This window comes from Nocardia sp. PE-7 (assembly GCF_030486425.1).
In the GTDB taxonomy this organism is placed as follows: domain Bacteria; phylum Actinomycetota; class Actinomycetes; order Mycobacteriales; family Mycobacteriaceae; genus Nocardia; species Nocardia salmonicida_A.
Window position 1 is genome coordinate 2,396,784 of sequence record NZ_CP129614.1, and the last position, 14,384, is coordinate 2,411,167.

The 14,384-nt window shown below is 66.5% G+C and carries 13 protein-coding genes; 9 read left to right on the forward strand and 4 right to left on the reverse strand.

Translation table 11 applies throughout. The features are described 5' to 3' along the window. Position 1 precedes the first annotated feature (1 nt). The 7 genes from QX204_RS11215 to QX204_RS11245 all read left to right on the forward strand — a co-directional run bounded on the left by QX204_RS11215 (position 2) and on the right by QX204_RS11245 (position 8,968). Positions 2-2,236 (forward strand): acyl-CoA dehydrogenase family protein, encoded by a 2,235-nt coding sequence (locus tag QX204_RS11215; RefSeq protein ID WP_301906612.1) that lies wholly within the window; start codon positions 2-4, stop codon positions 2,234-2,236. Then, positions 2,233-3,390 carry a CaiB/BaiF CoA transferase family protein gene (locus tag QX204_RS11220; RefSeq protein ID WP_301906613.1) on the forward strand — a complete coding sequence of 386 codons (1,158 nt, stop codon included), beginning with the start codon at positions 2,233-2,235 and terminating at the stop codon, positions 3,388-3,390. Before QX204_RS11215 ends, QX204_RS11220 begins: the two co-directional genes overlap by 4 nt. A 233-nt stretch (positions 3,391-3,623) precedes the next feature. After that, the gene (locus QX204_RS11225) at positions 3,624-4,307 is read left to right on the forward strand and encodes a TetR/AcrR family transcriptional regulator (protein ID WP_301906614.1); all 684 of its coding nucleotides are present in this window, start codon (positions 3,624-3,626) and stop codon (positions 4,305-4,307) included. Between the two features lie 83 nt (positions 4,308-4,390). Further along, positions 4,391-5,350 (forward strand): AurF N-oxygenase family protein, encoded by a 960-nt coding sequence (locus QX204_RS11230; RefSeq protein WP_301906615.1) that lies wholly within the window; start codon positions 4,391-4,393, stop codon positions 5,348-5,350. After that, the gene (locus tag QX204_RS11235; protein ID WP_301906616.1) at positions 5,347-6,675 is read left to right on the forward strand and encodes a lipase family protein; all 1,329 of its coding nucleotides are present in this window, start codon (positions 5,347-5,349) and stop codon (positions 6,673-6,675) included. The genes QX204_RS11230 and QX204_RS11235 overlap by 4 nt, the downstream gene beginning before the upstream one ends. Before the next feature lie 81 nt (positions 6,676-6,756). Beyond that, positions 6,757-7,791 carry an alpha/beta fold hydrolase gene (locus QX204_RS11240; RefSeq protein ID WP_301906618.1) on the forward strand — a complete coding sequence of 345 codons (1,035 nt, stop codon included), beginning with the start codon at positions 6,757-6,759 and terminating at the stop codon, positions 7,789-7,791. Positions 7,792-7,984: 193 nt separating this feature from the next. Beyond that, positions 7,985-8,968, forward strand: coding sequence for an alpha/beta hydrolase (locus QX204_RS11245; protein ID WP_301906619.1), 984 nt, complete (start codon positions 7,985-7,987; stop codon positions 8,966-8,968). Between the two features lie 53 nt (positions 8,969-9,021). Here the strand turns inward: QX204_RS11245 and QX204_RS11250 are convergent, their stop codons facing one another. From QX204_RS11250 to QX204_RS11260, 3 genes are all read right to left on the reverse strand, one after another. After that, positions 9,022-9,723 carry a class I SAM-dependent methyltransferase gene (locus tag QX204_RS11250; RefSeq protein ID WP_301906620.1) on the reverse strand — a complete coding sequence of 234 codons (702 nt, stop codon included), beginning with the start codon at positions 9,721-9,723 and terminating at the stop codon, positions 9,022-9,024. A gap of 580 nt (positions 9,724-10,303) precedes the next feature. Then, the gene (locus QX204_RS11255) at positions 10,304-10,582 is read right to left on the reverse strand and encodes a hypothetical protein (RefSeq protein ID WP_301906621.1); all 279 of its coding nucleotides are present in this window, start codon (positions 10,580-10,582) and stop codon (positions 10,304-10,306) included. A 68-nt stretch (positions 10,583-10,650) separates the two neighbouring features. Then, on the reverse strand, positions 10,651-11,892 hold the full coding sequence (locus tag QX204_RS11260) for an oxygenase MpaB family protein (protein ID WP_301906623.1): 1,242 nt from the start codon (positions 11,890-11,892) through the stop codon (positions 10,651-10,653). A 727-nt stretch (positions 11,893-12,619) separates the two neighbouring features. Here QX204_RS11260 and QX204_RS11265 point away from each other — a divergent pair. Together QX204_RS11265 and QX204_RS11270 are read left to right on the forward strand one after the other, a co-directional pair. After that, positions 12,620-13,363, forward strand: a complete 744-nt coding sequence (locus QX204_RS11265; protein ID WP_301906625.1) for an SDR family NAD(P)-dependent oxidoreductase — start codon at positions 12,620-12,622, stop codon at positions 13,361-13,363. A gap of 46 nt (positions 13,364-13,409) precedes the next feature. Continuing rightward, positions 13,410-14,042, forward strand: coding sequence for a TetR/AcrR family transcriptional regulator (locus tag QX204_RS11270; protein ID WP_301906626.1), 633 nt, complete (start codon positions 13,410-13,412; stop codon positions 14,040-14,042). Positions 14,043-14,048: 6 nt separating this feature from the next. Here the strand turns inward: QX204_RS11270 and QX204_RS11275 are convergent, their stop codons facing one another. Then, positions 14,049-14,372, reverse strand: coding sequence for a WhiB family transcriptional regulator (locus tag QX204_RS11275; protein WP_301906627.1), 324 nt, complete (start codon positions 14,370-14,372; stop codon positions 14,049-14,051). Between the last annotated feature and the right edge of the window lie 12 nt (positions 14,373-14,384).

Below are 14,384 nucleotides of genomic sequence, written 5' to 3' on the forward strand. Positions count from 1 at the left end.
CATGGCGCGCAACAGTTATGAGCTCGGCGTCGGCGTCAGCGAGGACCATCTGGCCCTCGCCGACGCGGTGGCCGGATTCGTCGAGCGGACCGTCACGGCCGATGTCGTTCGGGCCGCGGTCGAGTCCACCGACTCGGGCAAAGTCCTGCCGTACTGGGACGCGCTCGTCGCCCAGGATCTGCTGAGCCTGCACATCGCCGAGGAACTCGGCGGTCAGGGGGCCGGTCTGCTGACCCTGGCCGTCGCACTCGAACCACTCGGTCGTGGCCTGCACACCGGCCCGTTCGTCCCCACGGTTCTCGCCGGTGCGGTGCTGGCCGCCGCGTCCGGCACCCGCGCCGAGGGCACGTCGGAATCGGCTCGCGCTCGGCTCGCCGGGCTGGCGGACGGATCGCGCACCGGTGCGGTGGCCTTGACCTCGAACCTCACCGGCACGCTGACCGACGGCACGTTGACCGTCAGCGGCACGGCCGATGGTGTGCTCGGGGCACTGTCGGCCGATGTCGTCATCGCGCCGGTCACCGTGGCCGGCGAACAACGGTGGGTCGTCTTCGAGAACATCGATCTGACGATCAACGTGCAGGACAGCATCGACGTACTGCGTGGTTCGGCTCGCCTGCACGCGGATTCGGTCGAGGTCTCGTTCGATGCGGTGCTCGACGTGACCTCGGCGCGCGTGCGTTCGGTGGCCGCGGTGGTGCTCGGCGCCGAGGCGGTCGGCGTGATGTCGTGGTGTGTGTCGACCGCATCGGAATACGCCAAGACCCGGGTGCAGTTCGGTCGGCCGATCGGTCAGTTCCAGGGTGTCAAACACAAGTGCGCCCAGATGGGCATCGCGCTGGAGAAGGCGCGCGCTGTGCTGTGGGACGCCGCGTACGCCCTCGATCGCGACGACGACACCGCCGACTACGCGGCGGCCGTCGCCGCGCTGATCATCCCAGACGCCGCGGTACAGGTCGCCCAGGAGTGCATCCAGGTGCACGGCGGCATCGGCTTCACCTGGGAACACGACGCGCACCTGTACTACCGGCGGGCCCTGGCGTTGCGTGGCCAGCTCGGCGCGCGCGACGAACGTGCCGAGGCGGTGGCCGGTTACGCGCTGTCGGGGCTGACCCTGTCCAGCGAACTGGAACTGCCCGCCGAGGCCGAACAGATCCGGGCCGCGGTCCGGGCCGAACTCGCCCAGATCGCGGCGATCGACGACGAGGACGACCAACTCGTCGCCCTCGGCGACGGCGGCTGGAATCTCCCACACCTGCCCCGGCCCTACGGCCGCTCGGCGTCCCCGCTCGAGCAGGTGGTGATCGCGCAGGAGATCAAGGCCTCCGGCATCCAGATGCCCCAGCTGCTGATGGGCACCTGGGCGGTCGGCGCGATCGTTCCGCACGGTGACGACCGTCAGAAACAAGAACTGGTCGTGCCGACACTGCGCGGCGAACTGGTGTGGTGCCAGCTGTTCAGCGAACCGGGCGCCGGCTCGGATCTGGCGAGCCTGACCACCAAGGCCACCAAGGTCGACGGTGGCTGGCGGGTGAGCGGACAGAAGATCTGGACCACGGTCGCGCAGTTCTCCGACTGGGCGATGCTGATCGCGCGCACCAGCCCCGACAAGCCCAAGCACGAAGGCATCACCTACTTCGTGCTCGACATGTCCTCACCCGGGATCACGGTGCGTCCGCTGCGGGAGATGACCGGGTCGGCACTGTTCAACGAGGTGTTCCTCGACGAGGTGTTCATTCCGGACGAGAACGTGGTCGGCGAGGTCGACGACGGCTGGCACGTGGCCCGCACGACCCTCGCCGGTGAACGGGTGGCGCTGAGTCAGAAGATGGAGGCCTACGCCACCGATACCGATCTGCTGCGCTTCGCGATCGGCCGCGACCTCTCGCCGGTGGCCCGCTACCGGCTCGGCGAACTCATGGCAGAGAGCCGAGCGGTGGACGTGATCAGTTCGCGGGTGGTGCTCAAGCAGTTGTCCGGCATCGACGTGTCCACCACGTCCAGTGTCGGCAAACTGTTGGGAATGGCACTGGGACAGGCGATTTCGGAATACGTCGTCGCCGAACTGGGCGTCGCCGGTGTGGTGTCGGTGCCCGGCGAGCGCAGCGACCACGCGATGGAACAGCTGATCGCCGGCCGTGCCACCACCATCTACGGCGGCACCACCGAGGTCCAGCTCAATGTCATCGGTGAACGGATGCTCGGTCTGCCACGGGATGCGGCGGTGAACGGGTGAGTACTCCCGGCTCTCGGACGAGCGGACCGCTGGCCGGTCTGCGGGTGATCGAAATCGCCAGTCTCGCACCGGGTCCGTTCGCGTGCATGGTGCTGGCCGATCTCGGTGCCGAGGTGATCCGCGTGGACCGGGTCGGTGACTCGGCGGGGCTGCTCGCCCCGTCGGGTGTGCTCGACCGCGGCCGCGCCTCCATCGCGGTGGACCTGAAATCGACCGAGGGCCGGGAGGTCGTACTTCGCCTAGCCGAAACCGCCGACATTCTCGTCGAAGGGTTCCGGCCGGGCGTGGCCGAACGCATGGGCATCGGGCCCGATGCCTGCGCTGCTCGCAACCCCGGGCTGATCTACGGCCGGATGACCGGGTGGGGCCAGGACGGACCGCTGGCCGACGCCGCCGGTCACGACATCAACTACATCGGCGTCGCCGGCGCGCTGGATCTGCTCGGCCGGGCCGGACAGAAGCCGACGCCGCCGGTGAACCTGCTCGGCGACTTCGGCGGTGGCGGAATGCTGCTCGTCGTCGGTGTGCTCGCCGCACTGCAGGAACGGACGCGATCGGGCCTCGGCCAGGTGGTCGACGCCGCGATGGTCGACGGCGCGGCCCTGCTGACGGCGTTCCTGCACGGCATGCACGCCGCGGGGCTGTGGGAAGGCGAGCGGGGCGAGAACCTGCTCGACGGCGGCGGCGCCTACTACGACACCTATCGCTGCGCCGACGGCGGCTATGTCGCGGTCGGCGCCGTCGAGCCGCACTTCTACGCCGAATTGCTCGACCGGCTGGGCTTGGCGTCGGCCGAGTTGCCCGCGCAGTACGACCTCGACAGTGCCGAGGAACTACGCACCGCGCTGGCCGAGGCGTTCGCCACCAAGTCGCGCGACGAGTGGGCCGCGGTGTTCGTGGACTCGGATGCCTGCGTGTCACCGGTGCTGTCGCCGTGGCACGCCCACGAGCACCCGCACAACAAGGCCCGTGACGCCTTCGTCGAGGTCGGCGGCATCAGGCAGCCCGCGCCCGCCCCCCGGTTCGGGCGCACCCCCGCACCGGTGCCGCGCCCGGGCAGCGCCACCGGCGCCGACACCGGCGCGGTACTGCGCGAACTCGGCTACAGCGACGACGAGACCGACCGTCTGCGCCGCGCCGGAGCGATCGCCTGACGCCCGCCGCTCACCGGTGCCCTACGGGCCCGACCCGCTGCACTACAGTTCGTCGTTGTATTCGGTAAACCGCCTCTCCGGTCTCGGCGAAACCGATGGTTCTTTCCGGAGGGGCCCGCCCCGATCTGGACTGAGTGGAGGGTGCGACGAAGGAGTACCCGGAGGGAGGGAAGATCGGGGGCCCGAAGGGCCCCGACTCGAGCGCGCCAGCGCTCCAGGAACACAGGAGGAATGTGACCGCACAGCGCACCGACGGTAGAGCCAGTCGCTGGGACCGCCACCGCGCCGACCGCCGTGAACTGATCCTCGCCGCCGCTCTCGACGCCGTGCAGTCGCAGGGCGCCTCGGTCGGCGTCCAGGAGATCGCCGACCTCGCCGGCGTCCCTCGCTCGGTCCTGTACCGCCTGTTCAAGGACCGCCAGGACCTCGACGAACAGCTGCGCACCCGCATCATCGACGACTTGATGGCCGTGCTCGCGCCCACTCTGAATCCGGAGGGCACCGTCACCGAGGCGATCGCCCGCTCCGTCGACGCCTACGTGGGCTGGATCGCGACCAACCCGCGCCTGCACTACTTCCTCGGCGCCGGATCCGGTGCCAGCAAGGATCACAACTCACCCATCGTGTCCGGGACCAAGATCGCCATCGCGGGGACCGTGCGCGAGGTGTTCGCGAGCGCGCTGCGGGCACAGTCCGCGCCGGAGGCGGTCGCCGAACCGATGGCCTTCGGCCTGGTGAGCTTCGTCGACGGCAGTGTGAACCGGTGGCTGAGCCGGTCGATGCAGCCGATGGACGCCGCGGAACTGTCGTCCTACCTGCAGGTCGCCATCTGGGCGATCATCGACGCGAGTCTGCGCGAGGTCGGCGTCACGCTCGATCCGCAGACGTCGATCGCCGAACTGACCGCGGAGAATTAGATGTAACACGCGGTAGCGTCAACCCTTGTGTGGTACCGCTGGTACCACTAAACTGGGTAGTGAATCGTACCGAGGAGACACCGATGACGCTGTCCAGCTACCACGAGGTCCTGCAGAGCCTGTCCGAAGGCTCGGTGGCCAAACACTTCGATCCCTATGTCGATATCGACTGGGACTCGCCCGAGTTCGCCGTGCACTCCGACGACCCGCGCTGGATCATGCCCGAGGAAGACCCGCTGGGCCGTCACCCTTGGTACAAGGCGCAGCCGGTCGAACGGCAGATCGCGATGGGTCTGTGGCGCCAGGCCGGGATCGCCAAGGTCGGCATCGACTTCGAGCAGTTGCTGATCCGCGGGCTCATGCAGTACCTGACCTCGGTACCCAACGGTGACCCGGAATTCCGCTACGTCACGCACGAGGCCGCCGAAGAGTGCAACCACACGATGATGTTCCAGGAGATGATCAATCGCATCGGCTATCGCGATGTGGTGGGCCTGGGGTCCGTGGATCGCACGCTCGCCCTGGTCATCTCGCCTGCGGTCAAGTTCTTCCCCGGGTTCTTCTTCACGATGGTCCTCGGTGGCGAGGAGCCGATCGATCATCTGCAGAAAGCGCTGCTGCGCAGCGGCGCCGACCTGCATCCGATGGTCCATCGGGTGATGGAGATCCATGTGGCCGAAGAGGCCAGGCACATCTCGTTCGCGCACGAGTATCTGCACCGCAACGTGCCGTCGATGAACCCGGTATCGAAAACCGTGCTGTCGGTGGCCTTTCCGATCACGATGCGGGTGATGCTGTCGATGATCGCGACCCCGCCGAAGCAGTTCGTCGAGAAGTTCGGCATTCCCGACGAGGTGATGCGAGACGCGTACTGGCGCAGCCCCGGATCGCGACACATCAAGCGTGACGTGTTCACCGATGTGCGCGCGCTGGCCACCGACATCGGCCTGATGAACCCGGTCGCCACCCGGGTGTGGCGGCTGCTCGGCATCGACGGACCGGTATCGCGCTACCGCAGCGAGCCCGCGCGCAGGACCGCATGAGGCCCGAGAGCTGGCCGGCGCCCACGAAGGCCGTGCTCCCTGACGAGGATCCGTTCTTCGCGCCCCGGCCCGGATTCGAGAGCCTCGCCGAGGGCACGATCCTGCGTTCGCGACCGGTCGAACTCGCCGCGTTCGGTCTGATCGGGCTGAAGGTCGAGGCCTGGCAGCTGCTGTATCGCACGACCGATCTCAACGGCATGCCCGAGGCATCCGTCACCACCGTGGTGGCCCCGGTCGGCGGTGTCGCTCCCGGTGCGCCACTGCTGTCTTTCCAGTGCGCGATCGACGCCATCTCGCCGCGCGCCTTTCCCTCCTATTCGTTGCAACGCGGCTCCCGCGCCATCGGCACTTTCGCGCACGTGGAACTCCTGTGTTTCGTCGACGCGCTGTCCAAGGGCTGGGCGATCTCGATTCCGGATCACGAGGGCATGCTCGGCGCGTGGGGAGCGCCACGTGAACCGGGCTACCGCGCCCTCGACGGCATCCGTGCCGCGCTGGCCTTCGAACCCGGCGGGCTCGACCCGTCGGCGCAGGTCGGTCTGTGGGGCTACTCCGGCGGCGGGCTGGCCACGGCATGGGCCGCGGAAATGGCGCCGACCTACGCCCCTGAGCTCGACATCGTCGGTGCGGTGCTCGGTTCCCCGGTGGGCGATCTGGTCTCGACCTTCCATCGACTCAACGGCGGCCTGCACGCCGGACTGCCGACACTCGTCGTCGCCGCGCTGCGCCGGGTGTATCCGGCGTTCGAGGAGCTCGTCACCACCCATTTCAGCGACGAAGGTCGCGCGGTGCTCGACAAGGCCGCCCAGTCGACGACCGCCGCCGCGGTCGTGCGGCTGGCTCGCTACAACGTCGACCGGCACAGCGGTACCCCGATCGCCGAGCTCCTCGCGATGGAAGCGATGCTGGCCGTCTTCGCCGATCTCACGCTCGGCGACCGCGCGCCCGCGGTACCGCTGCTGGTCGTGCAAGCCGTGCACGACCAGATCATCTCGGTGGCCGATATCGACGCGCTCGTGCAGCGCTATCGCGAGCACGGCGCGCACGTGACCTACCTGCGTGACCGGGCCAGCGAACACCTCACCCTGCTTCCGCTGTCGACACCGCTGAGCTTGAACTGGCTCAGCGACCGATTCACCGGAGTAGCGGTGACGCCGTCGGACACCCGCACGGTGCGCAGCGTGCTCGCGCTGCCCGCGGGTCGTCGGGGGTTGGGCGCCTTCCTGCTCGCCGCGCTGCGGGCCCTGTTCGGGCGGCCCATCACGGCCTCGACGGCCGTATACGGCCATGAGAACACGGCGAGCAGGGCGCATCGCGCAGCCTGAAACAGAAACTTACTCACTGGTAAGATATGGAAATTGTGGGTCTGCCGGTAGGCAGTGACTGGTGAGGTAAGGGGTTTACCGATGGGGATCGTTGCCGAGCTGCCGCGCGCGGTGCGCAATGTGTGGTCGGTGTCGTTCGGTGGTGGACTCGAGTCCTACCGCCCCGCACCGTCGACGACGGTGTACGCCGGGGCGCACCGGCATCTGAAGCGCTACGACCGCGCCACGTCGGCGAAGGGCAATCCGGTGCTGCTCGTGCCGCCGCTCGCGGTGACCACGGCGTGCTTCGACCTACGTCCGGGGCAGAGTCTGGTGCGCTATCTGCTCGACCAGGGCAGGCAGCCCTACGTGATCGACTACGGCGAATTCGGTTATGCCGATCGCGATCTCGGCCTCGAGGACTGGACCGACGACATCCTGCCCGAGGCGATCTCGCGAGTCTGCGAAGAACACGACGGCCGCGGCGTGGACATCATCGGCTGGTCGCTGGGCGGTGTGCTGGCCCTGCTGACGGCGGCCTCCCATGCCGACCTGCCGATCGCCTCGATCACCTGCCTGGCCGCGCCGATCGACCAAGCCCGCACCGCGTTCCTGATCCCGCTGCGCCTGGTCGCCAAGGTCACCGGTGGTCGGGAGATGGCCGTGGCGACCAAGGTCATGGGCGGCATCCCGCAGGAATTCGTGCGGCTGGGGTTCCGGATCCAGGCTTTCGACCGTGAGCTCGCCAAACCGATATACCTGGCCCGCAACGCCTTCGACACCGAGGCGCTGGCCAAGATGGAGGCCACCGACCGGTTCATGGCCACCATGCCCGGCTATCCCGGCCGCTCGTACTGGCAGATCTACCGCAGCCTGGTGCTGCGCAACGAACTCGCGAGCGGGTCTATCCGATTGCGGTCGGACCTGGTGATCGAACTGTCGAAGGTCACCTGCCGGGTATTGCTGGCAGGCAGCCGCAGCGATGTGGTGGTGCCCGCCGCCTCGGTGCGCCGCGGCCTCGAGGTGCTGCCCAACGCCGCCGAGGTGGAATTCGTCGAGGTCAGCGGCGGTCACCTGGGCATGGTGTCGGCCGCGGATACGACCTGGCCCGCGATCGAGGAGTTCCTCGGCCGCTGACCGCCGTACCCGGATCGGCAAATTTTCGCCCTCCACCAAACCGCGGGCCGGGGCAGCCCGAACCTCCCTACATGCCTCACGTCGACCGTGGGGTGACCCGCACTGCCTCGACAGTGCACCCGGTAGACGAGAGGTTTTCTCAGTGAGAAGAACACGGCGATCGATCCGTACGGCGAGGGTGTACGCGACATTGGTGAGCGCGCTGACCGTGGCGGGTCTGGCGCTGCCAGCGAAGGTCGCGGTCGCCGAGCCCGACGCCGCGCGTGTGGTCTCGGCGGTCGACATCGACGACAGGCGCCAACTGGTGACCGTCTTCTCTCCGGCGATGGACAAATCCATCCCGTTGCAGGTCATCCGGGCCGCCGACACCGCGAACCCGCGGCCGACGATGTACCTGCTCAACGGTTCCCAAGGCGGCCCGAATCAGAGCGGGTGGGACGCGCAGACCGACGCCGTGAGCTTCCTTCGGGACAAGGACGTCAACGTCGTGACCCCGGTCGGGGGCGCCAGCTCCTACTACACCGACTGGGTACGCGACGACGCTGTGCTCGGTCGCAACAAATGGCAGACCTTCCTCAACGAAGAGTTGCCCTCGGTCATCGAGGGGTTCCTGCGCGCCGACGGCAACCGCACTGTGGTCGGTGTGTCGATGAGCGGCACCTCGGTGCTGAATCTGGCGATCGCCAAGCCCGGCTTCTGGAACAGCGTGGCCTCCTACAGCGGGTGCGCGCAGACCTCGGATCCCATCGGCCAGGAATTCGTCCGGATCACGGTGGAGAACTGGGGTGGCGGCCAAAGCATCGAGAATATGTGGGGACCGCGCAACGGTCCGCTGTGGCGAGCCAATGATCCGCTCGTCAACGCGGAAGGGCTGCGAGGCACCCAGGTCTATCTGAGCACCGGGACCGGTATCCCCGGCGCACCGCACGACACACCGGCCGACCCCCGTGTCCAGGACGGCAGGATCCCGCTCCCCGTTCAGATCGCGTTCGGCGGCCCCATCGAAGCCGCAGTGCACTTCTGCACCGTGAACCTCGCCAACCGACTGCGCGAGTTGAACATTCCGGTCACGCTGGACGAGCGTCCTGTCGGCACACACTCGTGGGGATACTGGGAAGACGACCTGCGATCCTCGTGGCCTTTCCTGGCACAGTCGGTCGGCAGTCGGACCAGCTGAGCCGACCGCGTCGACCCTCGTCGCCGCTACCGCCGGGGCGACGAGGGTGACGGTCAGGCCTTCGTGGCGACGACCAGGATGTTCTTTCCGAAGAGCTTGCCGGTGACGACCTGCAGGAGCTTGCTGAGCGGGAACACCACCCGGTCGTAGAGCTTCAGCGCCCGCGTGTTGATCGTGCCGTCGTCGCTGCCCGCGAATTTGTACGCCAAAGTGGCGAAGAAGCCGATCGGGTCGCAGTACCGCGACTCCACGATCTCCAGCCCGGCGTTGCGCAGTATGCGGTTGAGCTGGGTCCGGCGATAACGACGGTAGTGCCCGACCTTCGTGTCCATGGACGTGAACAGCATCTCGAGCGCAGGCACATAGATCACCAGCGTCCCTCCCGGCCGCAGCAGCGAGGTGAGGTGTTCCGAGGCTTCCTGGTCATTCTTGATGTGCTCGAAAACGTTGAAAGAATATATGAGACTGTACATTTCGGATTCGGACGGCTCGGCCTCGCAATCGACGACCTTGTAGCCCTTCGACAGCAGCAACTTCTGCAAATCGGCGTCGGGTTCGAGACAATCCGGGATGATCCGACGCTCGGCCAACATATCGGCATAGGTGCCTCTACCGGCGCCGAAGTCGAGAATGCGCAGATCTGGCGACGTGACATGTTTATCCACGCAGTCGATCAGAAACTTGTTGTAGTTGACCGCTTCGGTCATCGCCTCCAGGTTGTCGCACCCGGTGTACGCGAATTCGCTGCTGGTCACGCTTGATCCCCTCAATGCATCGATGGGCGGCAATGGCGGTCAGCGTAGTCCGACTACATTGCGGTGCCGCGACATCGGGCAACATTGCCTGCGCGTCTCGACAAGCGTGCGGCGTGGCAGACGAGGGGGCCGCCGGCGAGGGTGACCAAATCATTGTGGAGGCAACAGATTCGGCGCATCGGGTGTGGTACTCACGCCCGATGCGCCGAACTGGTTTCCGCGGCATCACGCCGTCGGTGCGCCGTCAATCCGGCTGATCGAACCGGCGACGATCTGTCATCGTGGTGAGGGTGACGGGCCCGGACCACCCGCAGGGTGACTCGCACATGCCGGTTACCTTCGCGGTGGTCGATCCGTCGCTGTAATAGACGGTGTGCGTGCTGGCCCGCGCCGGATAACCGCAAGTCGGGCATTTTCCGAAGTAGTCGAGCACCTCGCGAACTCCGGACGCAGCTACCGGTTTCGGCATCCAAGGCATGGGATCTGTGCGTTCGACTGCACTGTCGCGCATTTTGGATCTCTCCTCTTGTCGCGACGACGAGAAGGGTCCGTCGTCGCGACAATTCGAGGCAAGCGCCTTTCAGTAGTGCTTGGGTCCCGGCGTGCACGGGCTGGCCGAACCCGTCAGTGTCGCCACATCACAGACGCCACCGGTCAGGATCTGAAACGGAGTGACACCGAGCAGGACGATCAATCCGATGATGTCGCCTTGCCCGGCCAGCAGAGCGGCCGAGTTGGCCGCGGCCGAGCCTGCGTCGGCTCCCGATGAGCCTGTCTCGGCTACTGCCGTGCCCGCTGCGGCTCCGACGAGGCCGGCCACCGCGACCGAGGCCGCGGCGATACGAAGAGTGTTGCGCATGTCGTGCTCCTTGCTGGGGAGTGGGAACTCCCTGAGAATTGGGTTCGTGGGGGACCGTCGCCGACGTGTCAGCGCGGCGGCTTGCTCATGTCGCGGTTCATCATCGGGAGTTCGATGCTGATCGGCAGGCGCAGTTCGGCCAGATAGATCAGGGCGGCCTTACGCAGGAATTCGTCGAGGAGCCAGTAGGGATCCTCGAGTGGCGGGACCACGGTGAGCAGGCCCTCGCGCACGGCGATGAACGGACCCCACGCGACCTGGAGCAGGGGATCCCAGACCGGTTCCCTCGGAATCGCGAGCCCGTCGGCGATCTTGTCGCCGAGCAGGAAACGAGTGAACGCGCCGAGAACCGGCTTGCTCAGAATCGACAGATCGATGTTGGCGCCGAGGCTGAGGAGCCGATCGGCCAGCTTGGCGCCTTCCGGCGTCGGCGCGAGGATGGGATCGAGGATCTGCGCCGCTTGGGAATTGGCGTCGGGCCAAGACTTGGGGATGTACTCGTCGCGGACACCCAGCAGGTGCGCGGCCACCTGCCAGGAGTGCAGGAAAGCCTCCGATTCGTGTGCCGGGATCGGCACCTTCCACGAGTTGAGGTGCTTCATCACGGTCGTCGGCAGGCTGTGCCAGGTGACCATGATGTCGTTCTGGCTGATCGGGATGTCCTCCTCCGCGGAGTGCACCCAGTGCGGTGACTGCGGCAGCAGGTGGCGCACCGCGGCGTGAACGAGGCGAGTCTTGACGCAGGTGACGATCATTTCCCCGTCAGGGGTGTAGGCATTCGCGCTACCGATGTCATAGCCGAGTTTCGCGGTCTTGGTGATGCGGTCCTTGAGGTCGTGGCCGCCCTTGGAGTAATAGACCGACCGAGCTTCCTTCGGGATGACGGTGCTCATCATGCCGCTGGCGAACCCGTAGAGGACACCGAGATACAGTCCGCGCTTCTTGTTGAACGAGATCGCGGTATCCAACTTGCCTTGATCGGTCCACTGCGGCAGTCGGCGGGCGTACTCCATGAAGTCGCGCAACTCCGTGGGCAAACCGTCCGGCAGTGCCTGGCCGTTCCTGGTCCAGGTCCGCAACAACTCGTTGATCTTGGGGACTTCGCCGCGATCGATGAGTCCGGCGACGAGTTCGTCGGCTTCGGGATCCCATACCGTCAACGGGTCGACACCGGCTCCGGATCCGGCTATCGATCCTTCCGGCGACCACGTCCACGGATCGGCCCGTGCGGTCGCGCCCAATCCGATAGCGCCTGCGACGCCGAGCATTCCGCCGGCCTTCAGCGCGTTACGCCTATTGAGACTATCCATGTCATGACTCCTCATTGAGCACAATCAGACCTCCAGACCACCTCGTGAGCACTCGATGTACCGCCCCGAGTCGGACTAGAATGTGCAGTAACTTAACAGGCGCTCGGCGTGGTGTCTACGTTATGCGGACTTGCGCCTTGCAACCGCTGGAATTTGAACGGTGTGACACGCCGCAGCTCTAGCAAGACATGGCTCTGACATGCAGAAATGTCCAAGTCTCGATGGGGGTGTGCCCGCAGCGGTCCAGCCGAACCGGCGATCGACTGCTCTGACCATCATGTGCAGTATGGCTGGTAACTTAAGCGGAAGGGGCCGGATGGTACTCGATCGGTCTCCTCGGCCGCCGCGTACCCGGTCCTGTCGCCTGTAGTCGATTTCGAATCGTAAACACCACATGTGCCAGGGGCGGTCGGGTCGGAATCGCCTCGGTTCCCGGCACCGCTCCGTCGGAGCTGCGATGCAACGCGTCGGGTGATCCCTGTGCGTGAACAGGGCATAACATAGCGTCGGAGCCTCCACGATGCGTCGAGCTTCCAGCGCGCAAGCGACATTCCTTAATCGAGAGAATCATGATTAACTTGTTGACGCTGTCGCCGACCGTCGGCGACGACGCGCGAGGAGAGTCAAAGATGTCCACTGTCATCGTCGACGTGATTCGGACACCGCCCTGCGGGGCGAAGTTCGGTGGGGGAGTGTCACAGGTCCCCGGCGCGGGATCGGCGCAGCGATGACGAATCGACGATCCGCCCTGATCACCGGCGGCTCGCGCGGGATCGGCGCCGAGGTCGCGCGGCGCCTGGCCGAACTCGGCTACGACCTCACGCTCGCCGCCCGCGACAAAGCCGTGCTGGATGCCACCGCTGAACAGCTGCGCAACGACCACGGCGTCGACGTGGTGACCGTGATCGCCAATATGAACGATTCCGAGCAGCTTCAGCGGCTCGCCGACGTCCACGCCGATCGGTTCGGTGGCCTCGACGTCTTGGTGCACTGCGCGGGCACCGGCACCGCCGGACCGGTGGCGACCATGAGCGCCTCCAGCTACAACCGCATGTTCGACATCAACGTCCGCGGTCCCCTGACCCTCGTGCAGCACTGCCTGCCGTTGCTGCGTGAGACGGCGAAGGACAACCCCGACACGGGCGCGAAAATCGTCGCGCTGGCCTCGATCACCGGTGTCGCCGGCGAGCCGGGCTTGGCCGCCTATGGGGCGTCGAAAGCCGCTTTGGTGTCCCTCTGCGAAACCATCTCGCTGGAGGAGTCCGCGAACGGAGTCAGCGCGACAGCCATCTCACCCGGCTATGTCGATACCGATATGACGGCGTGGAAACGCGAGGAACTCGACCGTGCGGCGATGCTCACCACCGGCGACATCGCGGAACTGGTCTTGGCCATCACTCGCCTGTCCGCCAATGCCGTGGTTCCCAATATCGTGGTATCCCGGTCGGGAAGCCAGCTGTGGCGAGCGTGATCGGCTGCTCGCCACCGACTCGGGCTGACGGATCGAGCGCTGCCCGATGACCGCCCTGCGCGGCGAAGTGGGGAACGCGCACATCTCTCCCCGCGCAGCTCGCGTCATCGCCCGTGCACGTCGGCGCGAGGTCGTCATCGACGCCGCGCGCGACGTCTTCGTGAATCACGGTTTCCACGGCGCCAGCATGGAGGAGATCAGTATCAGGGCACAGGTGAGCAAGCCGGTGCTCTACGACCACTTCATGGGCAAGGTCGACCTGTATTCCACTGTCCTGCAACGCTATCTGGACCACATGACCGATGGGATCCGGCACGCGCTCCGCACGAACACGGGGTACGAGAACAAGGTCCGGCACGTGGTATCGGCCTATTTCGACTTCGTCGACGAAGACGACGGCGCGGGATACACACTCGTCTTCGACACCCCGGTCCCGAGTGAGCCGAGCGTCGAGGGCCGGGTGCGTATCGCGATGACCGAATGCGCCGCACTGGTCGGTGCCGAACTCGACGCGGCGGGGATGGATCCCTACCGCGCCCGGGCCTGCGCGTTCGGTCTCGTCGGCGCCAGCCATCTGGCGGCGCGCTACTGGTTCGATGCCGGTCGCCCGATCCCTAAAGCCGACGCGGTCGACACCACCGTCGCCCTGTTCTGGACAGGCCTGTCCGGCCTCGGCTAGTGCGCACTAGGTGTCCGTGTGGCGCAACGAGGTTCGACGCCGGTGCCGCCCGCGTTCCAATGCCGTCATTCCACCCCAGATCCCGTGCGTCTCGCCGGCTTCGATCGCGTAGGCGCGACAATGGGCGAGCACCGGGCACGCCTGACAGACCTTCTTCGCGAGCAGAACCTGGGTGCGGACTGATCCGAGGCTGTCCTCAGTGCTCGGAAAGAACAGCTCGTGGTCCATCTGCCTGCACCGGGCGGTCAACTGCCAGTCCCATGCTGCGGCTGTCGGCCCCGGGAGGACGACACGCGCGCTGCGATCAGGTCGTCGGTTGTCGGCAGCCATCGGTGTTCTCCT